Here is a 19,327-nt window from a genome sequence, read left to right on the forward strand (position 1 = left end):
CTCGCGCATGCTGCGGACACTGCTGCAGCGCCAGGGCCACTGCGTGGGGCGCAGACGTGTGCGATCCCTGATGCAGCGCATGTGCATCGCAGCGCTGTACTGCAAGCCTCGCACCAGTGCTCGCCAGCCGCAGCACAAGGTCTACCCGTACCTGCTGCGCCATAAGCCTGTGACCCACTCCAATCAAGTGTGGGCCATGGACATCACCTACGTGCGCATGCACAAAGGGTGGGTGTATCTGTGTGCCGTGGTGGACTGGTACAGCCGCAAGGTGCTGGCCTGGCGGCTGTCCAACACCATGGATGTGCAGTTTTGCATTGAGACTGTGCAAGAGGCCATCGCCCGCTGGAGAGCGTACAGAATTTTGTGTAAACGGACAATCCATCGCAGGCTATAGCCTGCTTGTCCGCAAACACAATTTTGTACACCCTCGTTCCGTGTAATGCTTAACCAGCCTAAAACACGGAATTTCTGCCCCTCTGAATGACTATATAGGTCGAAAACAGCCAGTCCGCTACATCCCAACAATCACCAGACACCAGTTGACTCATACCTTCCAGCTGTACCGAGCCCATACTTCGGTACAGCAAAAGTACACACATCAGTTTTCACAGCTTTCGCTAAAATACGATAAGCAACTGATTTAAAACTACTTTTCCCTACCCCAAGCTACGCTCGGTTTCGTACCACTTCCCTGAAACGACACCTTAAATCGCCAACTCCTAAACACCTCGCGGTCGCACGATGAACAAAAGAAAAGCCGGCAAAAAACCGGCTTTTCCTGGGCTTGGTTCAAGAGGCCTAATCTGCCGTTGCTTCCTTGGGCTCGGCCGACTCGGAATCTTCGATCATAGGCAAAGGGGTGATCTCAAGCTTGACTTCACCCTTGGTCTCGTCGAGCGCATCGACAGTCCAGTCGACCTCCAGACGACCGCCATCGACCAGACGACCGAACAGCAATTCATCGGCCAGCGAGCGCCGGATCGTCTCCTGTATCAAACGCTGCATGGGGCGCGCGCCCATGAGCGGATCAAAGCCCTGCTTGGCCAGATGCTTGCGCAAGGTGTCAGTGAAGGTGACTTCCACGCGCTTCTCGGCCAGTTGCTGCTCCAGTTGCAGCAGGAACTTGTCGACCACGCGCAGGATGACCTGTTCGTCCAGCGGCTTGAAGCTCACGATGGCATCGAGCCGGTTGCGGAACTCGGGCGTGAACAAGCGCTTGATGTCGCCCATCTCATCGCCGGCCTGGCGTGGGTTGGTAAAGCCGATCACGGCCTTGTTCATGGTCTCGGCGCCCGCATTCGTGGTCATGATGATGATCACGTTGCGGAAGTCGGCCTTGCGCCCGTTGTTGTCCGTCAGCGTGCCGTGATCCATGACCTGCAGCAGCACGTTGAAGATGTCGGGATGGGCCTTCTCGATTTCGTCGAGCAGCAGCACCGCATGCGGCTTCTTGGTCACGGCCTCGGTCAGGAGACCGCCCTGGTCGAAGCCCACATAGCCGGGAGGTGCACCGATGAGCCGGCTGACCGCATGCCTTTCCATGTACTCGGACATGTCGAAGCGGATCAGCTCCACACCCATGATGAAGGCCAGTTGCTTGGCCGCCTCGGTCTTGCCCACACCCGTGGGGCCCGAGAACAGGAAGGAGCCGATGGGCTTGTCGGGCTTGCCCAGGCCCGAGCGCGCCATCTTGACCGAGGCTGCCAGGGCCTCCAGGGCCTTGTCCTGACCGAAGACCACGCTCTTCAAGTCACGCTCCAGCGTCTGCAGCTTGCTGCGGTCGTCGTTGGAGACATTGGCCGGCGGGATGCGCGCTATTTTGGCAACGATGGCCTCGATCTCGGCCTTCTCTATCGTGGCCTTGCGCTGCTCGGGGGGCACGATGCGCTGGGCCGCACCGGCCTCGTCGATCACGTCGATGGCCTTGTCGGGCAGATGGCGGTCGTTGATGTACTTGGCGCTCAGTTCGGCCGCGGCCTGCAGCGCGGCGGCCGCGTACTTCACGCTGTGGTGCTCCTCGAAGCGACTCTTGAGGCCCTTGAGGATGTCCACCGTCTCCTGCACGCTGGGCTCGACCACGTCCACCTTCTGGAAGCGACGCGACAGCGCAGCGTCCTTTTCGAAGATGCCACGGTACTCGGTGAAGGTGGTTGCACCAATGCACTTGAGCTGGCCGCTGGACAACGCAGGCTTGAGCAGGTTGGACGCATCCAGCGTGCCACCCGAGGCCGCGCCTGCGCCGATCAGCGTATGGATCTCATCGATGAACAGGACGGCATTGGGCCTGTCCTTGAGCGCCTTGAGCACGCCTTTGAGGCGCTGCTCGAAATCGCCACGGTACTTGGTGCCGGCAAGCAGCGCCCCCATGTCCAGCGAGTAGACCACGGCCTCGGACAGCACCTCGGGCACCTTGCCTTCGGTGATGCGCCAAGCTAGGCCTTCGGCGATCGCGGTCTTGCCCACGCCGGCCTCACCCACCAGCAAGGGGTTGTTCTTGCGGCGGCGGCACAGGATCTGGATGGTGCGCTCGACCTCGAAATCGCGGCCGATCAACGGATCGATCTTGCCGTCCTTGGCCGCCTGGTTGAGGTTGAGCGTGAACTGCTCCAGCGGCGAGGCCTTTTCGCTGCGTTCGCTGCTCGCGCCCTCCTCGCCCTCGGCCGGGCTCTCTGCCTTCGCAGGCTCCGGTGGCTCGCCCTTCTTGATGCCGTGGGCGATGAAGTTGACCACGTCCAGGCGTGTCACTCCCTGCTGGTGCAGGTAGTAGACCGCATGCGAGTCCTTTTCGCCAAAGATGGCCACCAGCACGTTGGCACCCGTGACTTCCTTCTTGCCATTGCCTGTGGACTGCACATGCATGATGGCGCGCTGGATCACGCGCTGGAAACCCAGCGTGGGCTGGGTGTCGACCTCGTCGGAGCCCGCCACCTGCGGCGTGTTGTCCTTGATGAAGTTGGACAGGGCCGAGCGCAGGTCATCGATATTGGCCGAGCAGGCGCGCAGCACCTCGGCCGCACTGGGGTTGTCCAGCAAGGCCAGCAGCAGGTGCTCCACGGTGATGAACTCGTGGCGTTGCTGACGTGCCTCGACAAAGGCCATGTGCAAGCTGACTTCCAGTTCTTGGGCGATCATTGGGGACTCCTTTGTGCTTGCTTGCGATTATTGACTGCAACCATAGGTCGGGGCGGATCGGATTTATTCAACAGGTTCGGCCAGGGCCTGCAACGGGTGGCCCGCCTTTTGCGCGGCCTGCAATACCTGCTCCACCTTGGAGGCTGCCACGTCGCGCGAATAAACGCCGCAGACGCCCCGCCCGTCGAGATGGATTTTGAGCATGATCTGGGTCGCGGTTTCCCGGTCCTTTCCGAAAAACTCCTGCAGCACCACGATGACAAACTCCATGGGTGTGAAGTCGTCATTGAGCATGACGACCTGATACATCTGAGGTGGTTGCAAACGCTGGCGCCGTCTCTCCAGCACAACAGCCTCCCCGTCATCACTGACGGGGCTCTGCCCTGGCGGGACAAGAGGAGTCTTGGGGAGTTGGGTTGCCATGCAAATCATTCTAGCCATAGGGGAACTCACTTTACCCGTCGCATATGCGAGGTTTTCCTAGGTATTTCAAGCCCAGTCTGGAGCGCACCAGCGCACCAGCGCACCCGGGGCCGCATTCCTGCAGCCGGCACGCGCCGACTGCAAGGCCTTGTCATTCGTAGATCAGTTGCACCTGGGCGCTGCCGGCCTGGGCATACCAGGCGGCCAGGGCAGCATCGCTGGGGTAGAAGCGGCTGTTATCGCCCAGGGCCAGCTCGCAGCTGGCCTGGCCGCGCTCGTCCTCGCACATCAGACCCAGCCGGATTCTGAGCCCTCTTTGCACGAGGCCGTGCTCGCCCTCTTCCTGCACCGCAGGGAACTGGCGCAGCAGGTCGCCGACATCGGGCAGTTGCTGCATGTCCTGGGCGCTGACCTGCAGATAGCGCGCAAAGCGGCAGCGCGCATCGGCCAGGTTCTGGATCTGCTGCACCTTCATGCGCAGGCCTCCGCTGAAGTGATCCAGCTGCAGGCGGCCGGTGACGATGACGAACTCATCGTCCTTGAGCAGTTCGCGCCAGGTGTTGAGCCCGGCTTCGTCCACCGAGGCTTCGATCACGCCCGACTTGTCGTCTATCTTGAACAGGCCCAGGCGTCCGCGCTGGCCGTTGATGGAGCGAAAGTCGCTGATGATGCCGGCCAGGGTCTGGCTCTCGCGGCTGTCGCGCAGCTCGGCCAGCGGTGTGCGCACAAAGCGGCGCACCTCCTGCTCGACCTCGTCGAACAGATGGCCCGACAGGTAAAAGCCCACGGCGGTCTTCTCCTGCGTGAGCCTTTCCTTCACGCCCCAGGGCAGGGCATTCGCCAGTGGCGGCTCCTGGGTGCTGGAGCCCAGGACATCCTCGCCCATCATGTCGAACAGGCCGCCCTGATTGGCATTGGCCAGGGTGTTGTTCGCGAACTCGAAAGCCGTGTCGGTGGAGGCCAGCAAGGCTGCGCGGTTGAGCTCGATGGCATCGAAGGCGCCAGCCTTGATCAAGGCCTCCAGCGTGCGCTTGTTCAGGCGTGAGCGGTCCACGCGCACGCAAAAGTCGAACAGGCTTTTGAAGGGCCCGCTCTCATGGCCGCGCGGCCCCGCGCCCTTGCCTTCGCGCGCCGCGACGATGGCCTCGATCGCGGCCTGGCCCGTGCCCTTGATGGCGCCCAGGCCGTAGCGGATCATCCGGTCGGTCACGGGCTCGAAACGGTAGCGGCCACGGTTCACGTCCGGCGGCTCGAACTCCATGCCCATCTTGAGGGCATCCTCATACAGCACCTTGAGCTTGTCGGTGTTGTCCATTTCCACGGTCATGTTGCCGCAGAAGAACTCGGCCGTGTAATGCACCTTGAGCCAGCCCGTGTGGTAGGCCAGCAGCGAGTAGGCGGCCGCGTGGGATTTGTTGAAGCCGTAGCCCGCGAACTTCTCCATGAGGTCGAAGACCTCGTCGGCCTTGACCTGGTCGAGCCCGTTCTTGGCCGCGCCTTCACGGAACAGCAGCCGGTGCTGGGCCATTTCCTCGGGTTTTTTCTTGCCCATGGCGCGGCGCAGCAGGTCGGCGCCGCCCAGCGAGTAGCCGCCCAGCACCTGGGCGGTCTGCATGACCTGTTCCTGATAGACCATGATGCCGTAGGTCTCGGCCAGCACCTTCTCCACCAGCGGATGCGGATACTCGACGACCTCGCGCCCGTGCTTGCGTGCCACAAAGCTCGGGATCAGGTCCATGGGGCCGGGCCGGTACAGGGCGTTGAGCGCGATCAGGTCCTCCAGGCGCGACGGCATGGCGTCGCGCAGCATGCCCTGCATGCCCCGGCTTTCAAACTGGAACACGGCCTCGGTCTTGCCTTCGGAGAACAGCTTGTAGGTGCGTGCATCGTCGAGCGGAATGTTCTCGAACGCGAAGTTTTCCTGGCCCTTGTGGCGCTTGATGATGAACTCGCGCGCGATCTCCAGGATGGTCAGCGTGGCCAGGCCCAGAAAGTCGAACTTGACCAGGCCCACGGCCTCCACGTCGTCCTTGTCGTACATGGCCACCGCAGAGTCGCTGCCCGGCTGCTGGTAGAGCGGGCAGAAATCCGCGAGCTTGCCCGGGGCGATCACCACGCCGCCCGCGTGCATGCCGATGTTGCGCGTCATGCCCTCGAGCTTTTGCGCCATCTCGATCAGGGTCTTGACGTCCTCTTCCTTCTCTATGCGCTCGGCCAGCAGGGGCTCGGCTTCGATCGCATAGGTGTACTTGTCGCCCTCCTTCTTGGGATTGGGCGGGTATTTGAGCGTGACGTTCAGCCCCGGCTTGTTGGGAATGAGCTTGGAGATGCCGTCGCAGAAGTTGTAGCTCATGTCCAGCACCCGGCCCACGTCGCGGATGGCCGCGCGCGCAGCCATGGTGCCGAAGGTCGCGATCTGGCTCACGGCATCGCGCCCGTAGAGCTGCTTCACATAGTCGATCACGCGGTCGCGGTTGGCCTGGCAGAAGTCCACGTCGAAGTCGGGCATGGACACGCGCTCGGGGTTCAGAAAGCGCTCGAACAGCAGGTTGTATTCCAGCGGGTCCAGGTCGGTGATCTTGAGCACATAGGCCACGAGCGAACCCGCGCCCGAGCCCCGGCCCGGGCCCACGGGGCAGCCGTTTTGCTTGGCCCACTTGATGAAGTCGCCCACGATGAGGAAGTAGCCGGGAAAGCCCATGTTCAAGATGGTGCCGATCTCGAACTCCAGGCGCTCCACATAGCGCGGCCGCTGGGCCTCGCGCTTGGCAGGGTCGGGATAGAGGTGGGCCAGGCGCTCCTCCAGCCCCTTGAAGGACTCGTTGCGGAAGAACTCGTCCATGGTCATGCCCTCGGGCACGGGGAAGTTGGGCAGCTGGGGCTTGCCCAGCACCAGGGTCAGGCTGCAGCGGCGCGCGATCTCCACGGTGTTCGCGATCGCGCTGGGAATGTCGGCAAACAGCTGCTCCATCTGCGCGGCGGTCTTGAAGTGCTGCTGGCGCGTGAAGCGGCGCACGCGCTTTTGGTTGCCCAGGATCTCGCCTTCGGCAATGCACACGCGCGCTTCATGGGATTCGTAGTCGTCGGGGCCGAAGAACTGCAGAGGGTGGGTGGCAACCACGGGCAGGTTCAGGCGCTCGGCCAGCCGCACGGCGGCCAGCACATGGGATTCGTCATCGCTGCGGCCTGCGCGCTGCAGCTCGATGAAAAAGCGGTGCGGGAACATGCGCGCCAGGCGCTGGGCCATGGCTGCGGCGCCGGCCTCGTCGCCGCGCACCAGGGCCTGGCCCACGGGGCCGGCCTGGGCGCCCGAGAGCACGATCAGCCCCTGGCCCAGCTCCTCCAGCCAGGCCCAGGTGTGCACGGCCTGGGACTTGACCACGTTGCGCGTCCAGCCGCGCGCCAGCAGCTCGGCCAGGTTGTTGTAGCCCAGCTGGCTTTGCACCAGCACGATGATGCGCGAGGGCTGGGCGCCGTTCTCGCCCTCGATCTGGATCTCGGCCCCCAGCACGGGCTTGACGCCCTTGGCCCGGCCTTCACGGTAGAACTTGATGCCACCGAACAGGTTGTTGTAATCGGTGATGGCCATGGCCACCTGCCCATCCTCGGCAGCGGCCTTGACGATGGCATTGATGCGGTTGGTTCCGTCTACGACGGAAAATTCGGTGTGCAGGCGCAAATGGACAAACATGGGCGCCATTGTAGAAAGCCGCAGGCCACCCCCGCCGCGATCGCCGGCAAAACCTGCGCGCCCGGGGCCTGGTCCGGCGCCAAGCCCTGGCCGTTACAATGCCTTTTCGAGGTTGCGGGAGAATTGCCCGCCTTGCCGCCGTTGCGCATCCTGCCGCAACTGGCTCACATTCATCGCCTTTGATTGCCAACTCGTCCACCATGCAGCGTTCCTTCCTGTCCATCGCTTCCGCCTTGCTTGCCGCAGGCGTCATGACAGCCTGCTCCAGCACCAAAGATGACCCTACGGCCAAGTGGACGCCCGAGCGCATCTACACCGAGGCCCGCGACGAAGCCCAGTCCGGCGCCTATGACAAGGCCGTGCCGCTGTTCGAAAAGCTCGAGGGCCGCGCCGCCGGCACGCCCCTGGCCCAGCAGGCCCAGCTCGAAAAGGCCTATGCCCAGTACAAGGCCGGGGACAAGGTCCAGGCCGTGGCCACGCTGGACCGCTTCATGAAGCTGCACCCGGCCAGCCCGGCCATGGACTATGCGCTCTACCTCAAGGGCCTGGTCAACTTCAACGACAACCTGGGCATGTTCGCCTGGCTGTCGCGCCAGGATCTGTCCGAGCGCGACCAGAAGGCCGCCAAGGATTCGTTCGAGACCTTCCGCGAGGTGGTCACGCGCTTTCCCGAATCCAAGTACGCCGAGGATTCGCGCCAGCGCATGCTCTACATCGTGAACTCGCTGGCCCAGTACGAGGTGCACGTGGCGCGCTACTACCACAGCCGTGGCGCCCATGTGGCGGCCATTGCGCGCGCCCAGGTCGCGATCCGCGACTACCCCGGCGTGCCCGCAGTGCGCGATGCCATGGAAGTCCTGGTCAAGTCCTACGACGCCCTGGGCATGACCCAGCTGCGCGACGACGCCCAGCGCGTGCTGACCGCCACCTATGGCGACGGCAAGACCCCGCCGGACGGCGATGCCCAGAAGTCCAAGTCCTGGTGGCAGCTCTGGTAAGACCTACTCTTTAAAAAAGTGAGCTGCCAGCGCTTGCTACAGCTTGGTTTCAGACGGTTTATGCACTGAAATCCATTGCTGGCAAGCGCTGGCAGCTCTTTTTTTGTTCAGTCTGCGCCGCAGCAGCCGTTTTTGAGCGCCTCCAGCGCCTCGTCGAAGGCCTCGCGCGTCGCAAGCTCGCGCATCGGCGGCAGCGCCTGCCTGAGCCTGCGGCCATAGGCCTTGGCCTGCAGGCGCGCATCGCAGATCACGAGCAGCCCCTGGTCGGTCTCGCTGCGTATGAGCCGACCCGCGCCCTGCCTGAGCGCCATCGCAGCCTCGGGCAGCAGGTAATCGGCAAAGGCCTGGCGGCCCAGACCTTCGAGCTGGCGCGAGCGCGCCTCGACCAGCGGGTCATCGGGCGGGGGAAACGGCAGCTTGTCGAGCACCAGCAACTGCAGGCTGTCGCCGGGCAGATCCACGCCCTCCCAGAACGAGGCCGAGGCCACGAGAATGCAGCCGCGCTGCCCGGCCCGGCCCGCCTGCTCGAAGCGCTCGATCAAGGCCAGCTTGGGCGCATCGCCCTGCTCCAGCACATCGATCTCGGCAAACAGCCCCAGGGCCTGGCGCAATTCGCGGGTGATGGCGTGCATGGCGCGCAGCGTGGTGGTCAACACCAGGGTGCGTCCGCCCAGCCGGCCCGCGGCCTGCTCCACCAGACGCGCGACCTGCAGGCTGTGCTCGGCGCTGCCGGCGGCCGCAAACGGCTGGGGCACGTAAAGCCCGGCCTGCTGCGCGTAGTCGAAGGGACTTTCCACGCTCAGCACGCGGGCATCGCCCAGGCCGCAGGGCTCGGTGAACCAGGACAGGCGCTCGTCATCGCCGAGCGTGGCCGAGGTGAAGATCCAGGCCCTGGGCTGCTGGCCGCCGCCTTCCATGAGCCTGTCGCGCAGAATCCGGCCAATGGTCAGCGGCGACTCCAGCATGCGCAGCTGCTGCGCGCCCGGCTCCAGCCAGCGCACGCTGTCTTCGGCCGCCGGCCTCGCAAAGGTGGCCAGGCGCTCGTAAAGCCCGGCTCCGCGCTCGTAGAGCCTGGCCAGCTCGGCACTGGTCTGGGCCTGGGCCAGGGCTGTCAGCGCCGCACGCAGGCTCTGGCCCAGGCCCAGCATGGCCTGGCGCCAGGGCGCAGGCTGCAGGCCCTGGGGCGTCACGCCCTGCCAGGGCAGGCGCCCTGCAGCGGGCGCCTGCCCTGCGGCCAGCCGCAGATCGCGCACGCCCTGCTCCACCTGCGCGCACAGCACCAGCCAGTCAGCCAGGCCGCGCGCATCGGCCTGGGCCGTGCGCAGCAGATCACGCACAAAACCCGTGAGCTGGTGAGCCGTCAGGGTCTGGCCCGCGAATTGCACGCCCGTGTCGTTGAGTTGGTGGGCTTCATCGACCACGACGACGCCCGCACCGGGCAGCAACTGGTCCACACCCGATTCGCGCAACTCCAGGTCGGCAAACATCAGGTGGTGGTTGATGACCACGATGTCGGCCTCCAGCGCCTGGGCGCGCGCGGTGTTCACATGGCAGGACTTCCAGTGCGCGCACTCCGAGCCCAGGCAGTTGTCACGCGTGGAAGTGACCAGGGGCACGACGGGCGAGCGCTCGTCGAGCTGGGGCAGCTCGCCCAGATCACCGGTGCGCGTGGCCTGGGCCCAGCGCTGGACCACGGCCACGCTGCGCAGCACCTGGGGATCCTGCGGGCCGGCGCGGCCCTGGAGCACGCGCTCCAGGCGCTCCAGGCACAGATAGGCGCTGCGCCCCTTGAGCCTGGCCATGCGCAGCGGCAGGCCCAGGGCCGAGACCAGGCGCGGCAGATCGCGCGCGAACAGCTGGTCCTGCAAGGCCCGCGTGGCCGTGGACACCAGGATGCGCTGGCCGCTGAGCAGCGCAGGCACCAGGTAGGCATAGGTCTTGCCCACGCCCGTGCCGGCCTGCACGACCAGGGTCTGGCCCTGCTCTATGGCACAGGCCACGGCCAGGGCCATGCGGGTCTGGCCCTCGCGCGGGCGAAACTGCGCCTGGGTGCGCGACAGCAGGCCCTCGGGCGCAAAGGCCGCGTCCACGGCGGCCATCAGGGAGTCCACTTGAGAAAATCCGTTCAGACAGGAGGAAATGAAGACCGCTGTTCGGGTGCGGCACCCCGCATTGTCCAGCACCCGGCCACCGGCTCCGCTAATATGCGCGCACTGCAGCGGCCGGCAACGCCTGCCGCTGTCCCATTGCAAGCCCCAGAAAAGATGCAGCCAGCGTACAGAATCCATGCCTCCACCGGCATACACAAGGGAGACCGCGAATACCAGCAGGACCAGGTCGTGCTGCTCAGCCATCCGCGCGTCAAGGGCTGCCTGCTGGGCGTGGTGGCCGACGGCATGGGCGGGCGCAGCGGCGGGCGCGCGGCCTCGGACCAGGTGATGCTCACGGCGGGCCAGCTGTTCGAGCGCTTCGACCCCAGCGCCGACGATGCCCAGGCCTTTTTGCAGGCCATCGTCGAGGACGCCCACATGGTGATACGGCTCACGGCCATCTCGGCCGAGCAGGAGCCCCACAGCACGATTGCGGCCTTTGTGCTCCTGCCCCAGGGGCGCTGCCACTGGGTGCATTCAGGCGATTCGCGGATCTACCTCTTTCGCCAGGCCAGCCTCGTGCGGCGCACGCGCGATCACTCCTATGTGCAGTCCCTGGTGGACAAGGGCCAGCTCACCGAGACCCAGGCACAAAACCACCCCCAGTCCAATATCTTGCTGGGCTGCCTGGGCATGGAGCAGTCCCCGCCCTGCGAGCACCATGTGATCGACAAGCTGGTGCCGGACAGCACGCTCATGGCCTGCAGTGACGGCATCTGGCACTACTTCACCGATGACGAGCTGGGCCTGGTCCTGAACGCGCTGACGCCGCGCGAGGCCACGGAGTTCCTGATCAACAAGGCGCGCGAGCGCGCAGGCGGCCATGGCGACAATCTGTCTCTGGTGGTGCTCAAGCTGGAGAGCCCGGCCTCGGACAGCTGAGAACGTGTTTACGATCTGAGTGCGCGATGCCGCGCGCAAGAAGATTGCGCTATCAAAATCAGTGCTGCCAGCGCTTGCCTCATCTGGATTTAAGGACTATCAAGACCTTAAACCCATACAGGACAAGCGCTGGCAGCTATGAAGTTTGAATTCTCAGTCCACCTCGGTCACGGCGCCGGCAAGGGGGCTGCCGTGGGGCCGCGTTCGCGTGCGGCTTCGGCGGCCCTGGCCTTGCGTTCTTCGGCAGCCCTGATCTTGGCCTCATAGTCGGCGCGCGCCTGGCTGCGCCTTTGCGCCTCGCTGGCCTGACGCTGGTTTTGCTGGGCCTCATGGCGGCGCTGGTTGTCGGCCTGCTGGGCAGCACGCTCCCGGGCCTGCTGTTCGCGCTGGCTGCGCAAGGCCTCGGTATCGCGTGGCTGGGCCGGGGGCCGCTGCTGGGCCTTGAGGCCGGAGGCGGCCTTGTCCGCCTTCTTGGCCTCGATCTGCTGGCGGCGGAACTCGGCGTTCTCGCGCCGCTGCGCCTGGTTGAGCTGCAGCTCGCGCTCGCGCAGCGGATGCAGCTCCTCGCGCGCCTGACGGCGCACGTCGCGCAGGCAGTCCTCGACCGCAAAGCGCTGATAGCACAGGGTCTCGGCCGCGGTCTTGCGCCGCTCTATGTCGGCGCGCTGCAGCTCGATGCGGCCCCGCTCGGCCTCGCGCTCGGCCTGGACGCTGTTCGCGGCCTGCGGCGCGGTCACTTCCTGCGCCGCATGCAAGGAGCCGGCCATGGCCAGCCACAGGGCCGCCAGGCCCAGACCGGCCTGCTGTCTGCGGCCTGGGAACGGAATGAATGCACGCATGGAGATTTTCAGCATCTGGTAATCGGTGGAGTGAGCCGCCGGGCCCGGGGCCGCTGTTGTCAGGTCAGGCCGGTATCGACCACACGGCGCTCTAGCGCCAGGAATTCCTTGGACTGCATCTCGTTGAGACGCGAAACCGTGCGCGGAAACTCATGGGCCAGCGGCCCCTCAGTGTATAGCTGCTCGGGCGGCACGGCGGCCGAGAGCACGAGCTTCACGCGCCTGTCGTAGAGCACGTCCACCAGCCAGGTGAAGCGCCGCGCGGGCGAGGCCATGTTCACGGGCATATAGGGCACGTCGGACAGCAGCACGGTGTGGAACTGGCTGGCGATTTCCAGGTAGTCGTTCTGCGAGCGCGGGCCACCGCACAGCTCGCGAAAGTCGAACCAGACCACGCCGCCTGCGCGCCGCTTGGCGCGGATCTCGCGCGCCTCGATGCGCAGCACCGGGTCTTCGTCGCGGGCCTCGGCCAGGCGCTCGAAGGTCTGCTGCATGGCTGCATCGGCCTCGGCGCCCAGCGGCGTGTGATAGAGCCTGGCATTCTCCAGCGTGCGACGCCGGTAATCCGTGCCGTTGTCCACGTTCACGACTTCCATGCGCTCGTTGAGCAGGTCGATGGCCGGCAGGATGCGGTCGCGGTGCAGGCCGCCCGGGTAGAGCTCGTCGGGCATGAAGTTGGAGGTGGTCACAAAGCCCACGCCATTCGCGAACAAGGCCACGAGCAGGCGGTGCAGGATCATCGCGTCCGTGATGTCGGCCACGTGGAATTCGTCAAAGCAGATGAGCTTGTAGCGCTTGGCAATGCGCGCGCCCAGCACATCCAGCGGGTTCTGCGTGCCTTGCAGCACGACGAGCTCGCGGTGCACCTCGCGCATGAACTCATGAAAGTGCAGCCGCACCTTGCGCTTGAGCGGCACGGCATTGAAGAAGCAGTCCATGAGAAAGCTCTTGCCGCGCCCCACGCCGCCGTACATGTAGACGCCGCGCGGAATATCGGGGTGGTTGAAGAGCTTCTTGAGACTGTTGGAGCGGCGCGTCTTGTAGCCGGCCCAGTCATCGGCACAGCGCTGCAAGGCCTCGACGGCACGCAGCTGCGCGGGATCGCTTTGAAAGCCCTTGGCCACCAACTCGGCCTCGTAGGCCTCACGCACGGAAACGCTCATTCTCAGTTCTTCACTCTCAAAAACGACAAAGCCAAGCCCTGGCGAAACCAGGGCTTGGCGGCTTAGAGCGTGTTCACGATCTCCTCGCGGCGCGCCTGCGTAGAGATCATGAACATGCTCTTAGAACGTCAACACGTTCTCAAAAACCCCAGGGGGTTTTAGAAGTTCAGCGTGCGCTTGTCAACCGCCAGAGCGGCTTCCTTGGTGGATTCCGACAGCGAGGGGTGGGCGTGGCAGATGCGTGCGATGTCCTCGCTTGATGCCTTGAACTCCATGGCCACCACGGCTTCGGAGATCAGCTCGGAGACCATGGGGCCGACCATGTGCACGCCCAGAATCTCGTCGGTCTCGGCATCGGCCAGGAACTTGACCATGCCCGTGGTATCGCCCAGCGCGCGTGCGCGGCCGTTGGCCAGGAAGGGGAAAGAGCCTGCCTTGTACTTCACGCCCTGCTCTTTGAGTTGCTGCTCGGTGCGGCCCACCCAGGCCACTTCGGGGCTGGTGTAGATCACGAAGGGAATGGTGTTGAAGTTCACATGACCGTGCTGGCCGGCAATGCGTTCGGCCACGGCCACGGCCTCTTCCTCGGCCTTGTGGGCCAGCATGGGGCCGCGCACCACGTCGCCCACGGCCCAGACGCCGGGCAGATTGGTCTTGCAGTGGTCGTCCACGACGATGGCGCCACGCTCGTCCAGCGCCAGGCCCACGGCTTCCACGTTCAGGCCGTTGGTGTTGGCCGTGCGGCCGATGGAGACGATGAGCTTGTCCACTTCCAGCGTCTGGGCTTCGCCCTTGGCGTTGGTGTAGGCCACCGTCACGCCCTTCTTGCCGGCCTTGACTTCGCCGACCTTCACACCGAGCTCGATCTTCAGGCCCTGCTTGTCGAAGGCCTTCTTGGCCTCCTTGGCGATCTGCTCATCCACGGCGGGCAGGAACTTGTCCATGCCTTCGAGCACGGTGACCTGCGCACCCAGACGGCGCCAGACCGAGCCCATCTCCAGGCCGATCACGCCCGAGCCGATCAGGCCCAGGGTCTTGGGAGTCTTGCCCAGGCGCAGCGCGCCGTCGTTGGAGAGGATGTTCTCCTCGTCAAAGGCCACGCCGGGCAGCGGACGCGCATTCGAGCCCGTGGCCACGATGATCTGCTGGCCGGTGATGACTTCCTCTTGCTTGCCCGCAACCTTGATTTCGTAGCCGCCTTCAACCGCCTTGACGAAGGAGCCACGGCCATGGAAGAACGTGACCTTGTTCTTCTTGAACAGGTACAGGATGCCGTCGTTGTTCTGCTTCACGACCGCATCCTTGCGGCCGACCATCTTGGCCACGTCGATGTCCACCTTGCCCGTGGAGATGCCGTGGTCGGCAAAGTGCAGCTTGGCATGTTCGAAATGCTCGGAAGACTGCAGCAAGGCCTTGGAGGGGATGCAGCCCACGTTGGTGCAGGTACCACCCGGAGCAGCGCCGCCAGCGGCGTTCGTCCACTCGTCGATACAGGCCACGCTCTTGCCCAGCTGGGCAGCGCGGATGGCCGCGATGTAGCCGCCAGGGCCGGCGCCGATCACGATAACGTCGAATTGCTTGCTCATGATTTGAATCTCTTCTCTATGTTGCTGGAAAAAACCCACCATCAGGCCATGTCAAGCCAATGGTGGGTTTTCACTGCTAGATGTTCAAGTGTTGTTTTGCCCTGTGCACACGCGCGGACCAAGCCAATGGCCATCGCGCAAGGGCCGCCCCGCAGCGCTGATGGCGTCCCCCTTCCCGAATTGCAAGGCAATTCGAGAGAAGGGGGAAGGCGCACAGCGCCTCAGGGGGTTGATCACAGATCGAACAGCAGGCGCGAAGGATCTTCCAGCGCGTCCTTCATGGCCACCAGGCCCAGCACGGCTTCGCGGCCGTCGATGATGCGGTGGTCATACGACATGGCGAAGTAGTTCATGGGTCGCACCACGACCTGGCCGTTTTCCACCACGGCGCGGTCCTTGGTGGCGTGCACGCCCAGGATGGCCGACTGGGGCGGGTTGATGATGGGGGTGGACATCATCGAGCCGAAGGTGCCGCCGTTGGAGATGGAGAAGGTGCCGCCGGTCATCTCCTCGATGCCCAGCTTGCCGTCAGCCGCCTTCTTGCCGAATTCGGCAATCTTCTTTTCGATGTCGGCGAAGCTCATCTGGTCGGCGTTGCGCAGAATCGGCACCACCAGGCCACGGGGCGAGCCCACGGCGATACCGATGTCGAAGTAGCCGTGATAGACGATGTCGTTGCCGTCCACCGAGGCGTTGAGCACCGGGTACTTCTTGAGGGCGTGCACTGCCGCCTTCACGAAGAAGGACATGAAGCCCAGCTTCACACCGTGCTCCTTGACGAAATCGTCCTGGAATTTCTTGCGCAAGGCCATCACGGGCGCCATGTTCACTTCGTTGAACGTGGTCAGGATGGCGTTGGTGGATTGCGACTGCAGCAGGCGCTCGGCCACGCGGGCACGCAGACGGGTCATGGGCACACGCTGCTCGGGGCGGCCCGACAGGTCTTCCTTGACCGCAGGCGCGGCCACCTGGGGCAGAGCAGTCTTGGGAGCGCCGGTGGGGATGGTGGCGCCAGCCTTGATGGCAGACAGCGCATCACCCTTGGTCACACGGCCGTCCTTGCCCGTGCCCGCCACATTGGCAGCCGACAGATTGTTCTCCGCCAGGATCTTGGCGGCAGCAGGCATGGCCACATCGCCCTTGTTGGCCGCTGCGGCGGGAGCGGCTGCAGGAGCAGCAGCGGGGGCTGCGGCTGCAGGCGCGGCCGCACCTGCCACGGCTTCGGTGTCGATCTTGGCGATGAGCTGCTCGGCCACCACGGTGGCGCCGTCGCCTTGGACGATTTCGGTGAGCACGCCAGCCGAAGGGGCGGGCACTTCCAGCACCACTTTGTCGGTCTCGATCTCGATGAGAATTTCGTCCACGGCCACAGCTTCACCGACCTTTTTCTTCCAGGTCAGCATGGTGGCTTCGGCAATGGATTCGGACAGCTGGGGAACTTTGACTTCAACGATAGCCATTTTGAATTCTTCCAAAAAGTGTTCTGTTCTGATACGAGGATGGGGTCACTGCCTTACTTGGTCAGGACAAAACCCTTGAGCTTGCCGAATGCGCCTTCGACCAGTGCCTTTTGTTGCTCCTGGTGCAGGTGCGAGTAGCCTACGGCAGGCGATGCCGAGGCAGCGCGGCCGGAGTAGCCCAGCTTCTGTCCATCGAGCATGTTCTCGTGGATGTTGTGCTGGATGAAGAACCAGGCACCCTGGTTCTGCGGCTCATCCTGGCACCAGACGATTTCCGTGGCATTGCCGTATTTCTTGAGCTCGGCAGCAAAGGCCTTGTGCGGGAAGGGATAGAGCTGCTCGACGCGGATGATGGCCACGTCCTTGCTTTCCTTCTCGGTGCGCTTTTTCACCAGGTCGTAGTACACCTTGCCCGAGCAGGCAATGACGCGCTTGACCTTGGCGGCGTTCTTCACCACGGCCTCGTCCTGCTCGGGCAGCACGGTGCGAAAGCCCCCGCTGGTGAACTCGGCCAGGGGCGAAGTCGCATCCTTGTTACGCAGCAGCGACTTGGGCGTCATGATGACCAGTGGCTTGCGCAGATTGCGCACCATCTGGCGGCGCAGCACGTGGAAGATCTGGCTGGCCGTGGTCGGCTGCACGATCTGCATGTTGGTGTCGGCGGCCAGTTGCATGAAGCGCTCCAGGCGCGCCGAGCTGTGCTCGGGGCCCTGGCCTTCATAGCCATGGGGCAGCATCAGGGTCAGGCCGTTGATGCGGCCCCACTTGACTTCACCCGAGGCAATGAACTGGTCGATCACGACCTGAGCGCCGTTGGCGAAGTCGCCGAACTGGGCTTCCCAGATCACCAGGGTGTTGGGATCGTTGGAGGCATAGCCGTATTCAAAGCCCAGCACCGCCTCTTCGGACAGGATGGAGTCGATGACCACGAACGGAGCCTGGCTCTCGGCCACGTTCTGCAGCGGGATATAGGTGCCTTCGCTCCACTTCTCACGCTTTTGGTCATGAATCACCGAATGGCGGTGGGTGAAGGTGCCGCGGCCGCAGTCTTCGCCCGACAGGCGCACGGGATAGCCCGATGCCACCAGCGAGGCGAAAGCCATGTGCTCGCCCATGCCCCAGTCCACATTGATGTCACCACGGCCCATGGCAGCGCGGTCGTCATAGACCTTCTTCACCAGGGCGTGAGGCGTCACGGTCTCGGGAATGGTGGTAATGCGCTCGGCCAGACGCTTCCACTCTGTCAGCGGAATGGCGGTGTCACCGGCATCGGTCCAGGTCTTGCCCAAGAAGGGGCTCCAGTCCACCGCGTACTTGCTCTTGAAGTTGGTCAGCACGGGGTCCACCGTGTGACGGCCTTCATCCATGGCGGCGCGATAGGCCTTGGCCATGTCGTCGCCCAGAGTATCGCCCAGGCCCTGGGCCGCGAGCTTGTCTGCATACAGCTTGCGCGTGCCGGGGTGCTGGCCGATCTTCTTGTACATCAGCGGCTGGGTCAGCGCAGGCGTGTCCTGCTCATTGTGGCCCAGCTTGCGGAAGCAGACGATGTCCACGACCACGTCCTTGGCGAACTCCATGCGGAAGTCCAGCGCCAGTTGCACGGCCAGGGCCACGGCCTCGGGATCGTCGCCGTTGACGTGCAGCACCGGGGATTCCACCATCTTCACGATGTCCGTGCAGTACAGCGTGGAGCGTGCATCGCGCGGATCGGAAGTGGTGAAGCCGATCTGGTTGTTGATGATGATGTGCACCGTGCCGCCCGTGGTGTAGCCACGGGTCTGCATCAGCGCCAGAGTTTCCTGGTTCACGCCCTGGCCTGCAAAGGCTGCATCGCCGTGCACCAGCACGGGCAGGACCTGCTTGCCCTGCGGATCGCCGCGACGGTCCATGCGCGAGCGCACCGAACCTTCGACCACGGGATTGACGATTTCCAGGTGCGAGGGGTTGAAGGCCAGCGACAGGTGCACCGGGCCGCCGGCCGTGGACACGTCGGAGCTGAAGCCCTGGTGATACTTCACGTCACCCGCAGGCAGGTCTTCGGGAGCCGTGTGGTCGAACTCGGCGAACAAGTCCTTGGGCATCTTGCCCAGGGTGTTGACCAGCACGTTCAGACGACCGCGGTGGGCCATGCCGATCACGACTTCCTGCACGCCCTTCTGGCCGGCAGCGTTGATGAGCTCGTCCATGGCCACGATGAAGGACTCACCGCCTTCGAGCGAGAAACGCTTCTGGCCCACATACTTGGTGTGCAGATAGCGCTCCAGGCCTTCGGCAGCCGTCAGGCGATCGAGGATGCGCTTTTTCTGGCTGGCATCAAAGTTGGGCTTGGAGCGGATGGCTTCCAGCCTTTGCTGCCACCAGCGCTTTTGCACCTGGTCGGTGGCATACATGTATTCGACGCCGATGGTGCCGCAATAGGTTTCGCGCAGCGAGTTCATGAGCTCGCGCAGCGACATGGTCTCCTTGCCGAAGAAGGTGTTGCCCACGTTGAACACGGTTTCCTGGTCTGCATCAGCAAAGCCGTAGAACGCAGGTTCGAGTTCGGGAATCTCGGGGCGCTCGGTGCGCTTCAAGGGATCGAGATCGGCCCAACGCTGGCCCACGTTGCGGTAGGCGGCAATCAGCTGCTGTACGGCCGTGCGCTTGCGACCCAGTTCGGAGTCGGCTCCCGAAGCCACGACAACACGTGTACCGCCCTGCTTGGCACGCTCGGCGAAAGCATTGATGACGGGCAGGTGGGGGACATCCTTGGCATCCGTGCCATCAGCCGCGGGCACATGTTGCAATGCATCAAAGTACTCGCGCCAGGAGTCTGGCACGCTGCCGGGGTTGGCTAGGTAGTTCTCATACATCTCTTCGACATAGGGGGCATTGCCGCCGAAGAGATAGGTATTGCCTTGGTAGGCACGGTAGACCGATGTCTGATCGCTCATGTTGCGCTGACCTTCGCCCCCCTATGGGAGGCCTTAGCTGGTTTGTGGAACCTTCCGCGACACGGCT

At 64.1% G+C, this 19,327-nt stretch carries 11 protein-coding genes and 1 pseudogene; 3 read left to right on the forward strand and 9 right to left on the reverse strand.

The annotated features are described in order from the left end of the window. Positions 1–349 (forward strand): annotated as a pseudogene (locus tag G486_RS24380) (DDE-type integrase/transposase/recombinase); the annotation flags it as partial. Positions 350–801: 452 nt separating this feature from the next. Here G486_RS24380 and clpA read toward each other — a convergent pair. From clpA to dnaE, 3 genes are all read right to left on the reverse strand, one after another. Further along, positions 802–3,135 carry an ATP-dependent Clp protease ATP-binding subunit ClpA gene (gene clpA / locus G486_RS0100010; RefSeq protein ID WP_027013684.1) on the reverse strand — a complete coding sequence of 778 codons (2,334 nt, stop codon included), beginning with the start codon at positions 3,133–3,135 and terminating at the stop codon, positions 802–804. Between the two features lie 63 nt (positions 3,136–3,198). Beyond that, positions 3,199–3,558, reverse strand: coding sequence for an ATP-dependent Clp protease adapter ClpS (clpS, locus tag G486_RS0100015; protein ID WP_211233732.1), 360 nt, complete (start codon positions 3,556–3,558; stop codon positions 3,199–3,201). Between the two features lie 151 nt (positions 3,559–3,709). Continuing rightward, complete coding sequence (gene dnaE / locus G486_RS0100020; RefSeq protein ID WP_027013686.1) at positions 3,710–7,249, reverse strand: DNA polymerase III subunit alpha; 3,540 nt, start codon at positions 7,247–7,249, stop codon at positions 3,710–3,712. 200 nt (positions 7,250–7,449) lie between these two features. On the opposite strand from dnaE, the gene G486_RS0100030 reads away from it, so the two are divergent. Further along, positions 7,450–8,247, forward strand: a complete 798-nt coding sequence (locus G486_RS0100030) for an outer membrane protein assembly factor BamD (protein WP_027013687.1) — start codon at positions 7,450–7,452, stop codon at positions 8,245–8,247. A gap of 107 nt (positions 8,248–8,354) precedes the next feature. On the opposite strand, the gene G486_RS0100035 is transcribed toward G486_RS0100030, so the two are convergent. Beyond that, a complete protein-coding gene (locus G486_RS0100035) occupies positions 8,355–10,358 on the reverse strand; it encodes an ATP-dependent DNA helicase (RefSeq protein WP_027013688.1) in 2,004 nt (667 codons plus the stop codon). A 153-nt stretch (positions 10,359–10,511) separates the two neighbouring features. Between G486_RS0100035 and G486_RS0100040 the strand changes: the two genes are divergently transcribed. Further along, complete coding sequence (locus tag G486_RS0100040) at positions 10,512–11,279, forward strand: PP2C family protein-serine/threonine phosphatase (protein WP_027013689.1); 768 nt, start codon at positions 10,512–10,514, stop codon at positions 11,277–11,279. 167 nt (positions 11,280–11,446) lie between these two features. On the opposite strand, the gene G486_RS0100045 is transcribed toward G486_RS0100040, so the two are convergent. The 5 genes from G486_RS0100045 to G486_RS0100065 form a co-directional block, all read right to left on the reverse strand. Beyond that, a complete protein-coding gene (locus tag G486_RS0100045; protein ID WP_156919808.1) occupies positions 11,447–12,118 on the reverse strand; it encodes a hypothetical protein in 672 nt (223 codons plus the stop codon). A gap of 59 nt (positions 12,119–12,177) precedes the next feature. Beyond that, a complete protein-coding gene (gene zapE / locus G486_RS0100050; protein ID WP_027013691.1) occupies positions 12,178–13,281 on the reverse strand; it encodes a cell division protein ZapE in 1,104 nt (367 codons plus the stop codon). Between the two features lie 158 nt (positions 13,282–13,439). Continuing rightward, a complete protein-coding gene (gene lpdA / locus G486_RS0100055; protein WP_027013692.1) occupies positions 13,440–14,867 on the reverse strand; it encodes a dihydrolipoyl dehydrogenase in 1,428 nt (475 codons plus the stop codon). 233 nt (positions 14,868–15,100) lie between these two features. Next, the gene (gene odhB, locus G486_RS0100060) at positions 15,101–16,327 is read right to left on the reverse strand and encodes a 2-oxoglutarate dehydrogenase complex dihydrolipoyllysine-residue succinyltransferase (protein ID WP_027013693.1); all 1,227 of its coding nucleotides are present in this window, start codon (positions 16,325–16,327) and stop codon (positions 15,101–15,103) included. Positions 16,328–16,380: 53 nt separating this feature from the next. Continuing rightward, positions 16,381–19,260: a 2-oxoglutarate dehydrogenase E1 component gene (locus G486_RS0100065; protein ID WP_027013694.1), complete on the reverse strand. Its 2,880-nt coding sequence runs from the start codon at positions 19,258–19,260 to the stop codon at positions 16,381–16,383. Positions 19,261–19,327: the final 67 nt, after the last annotated feature.

The organism is Comamonas composti DSM 21721, from assembly GCF_000429845.1.
GTDB lineage: Bacteria > Pseudomonadota > Gammaproteobacteria > Burkholderiales > Burkholderiaceae_C > Comamonas > Comamonas composti.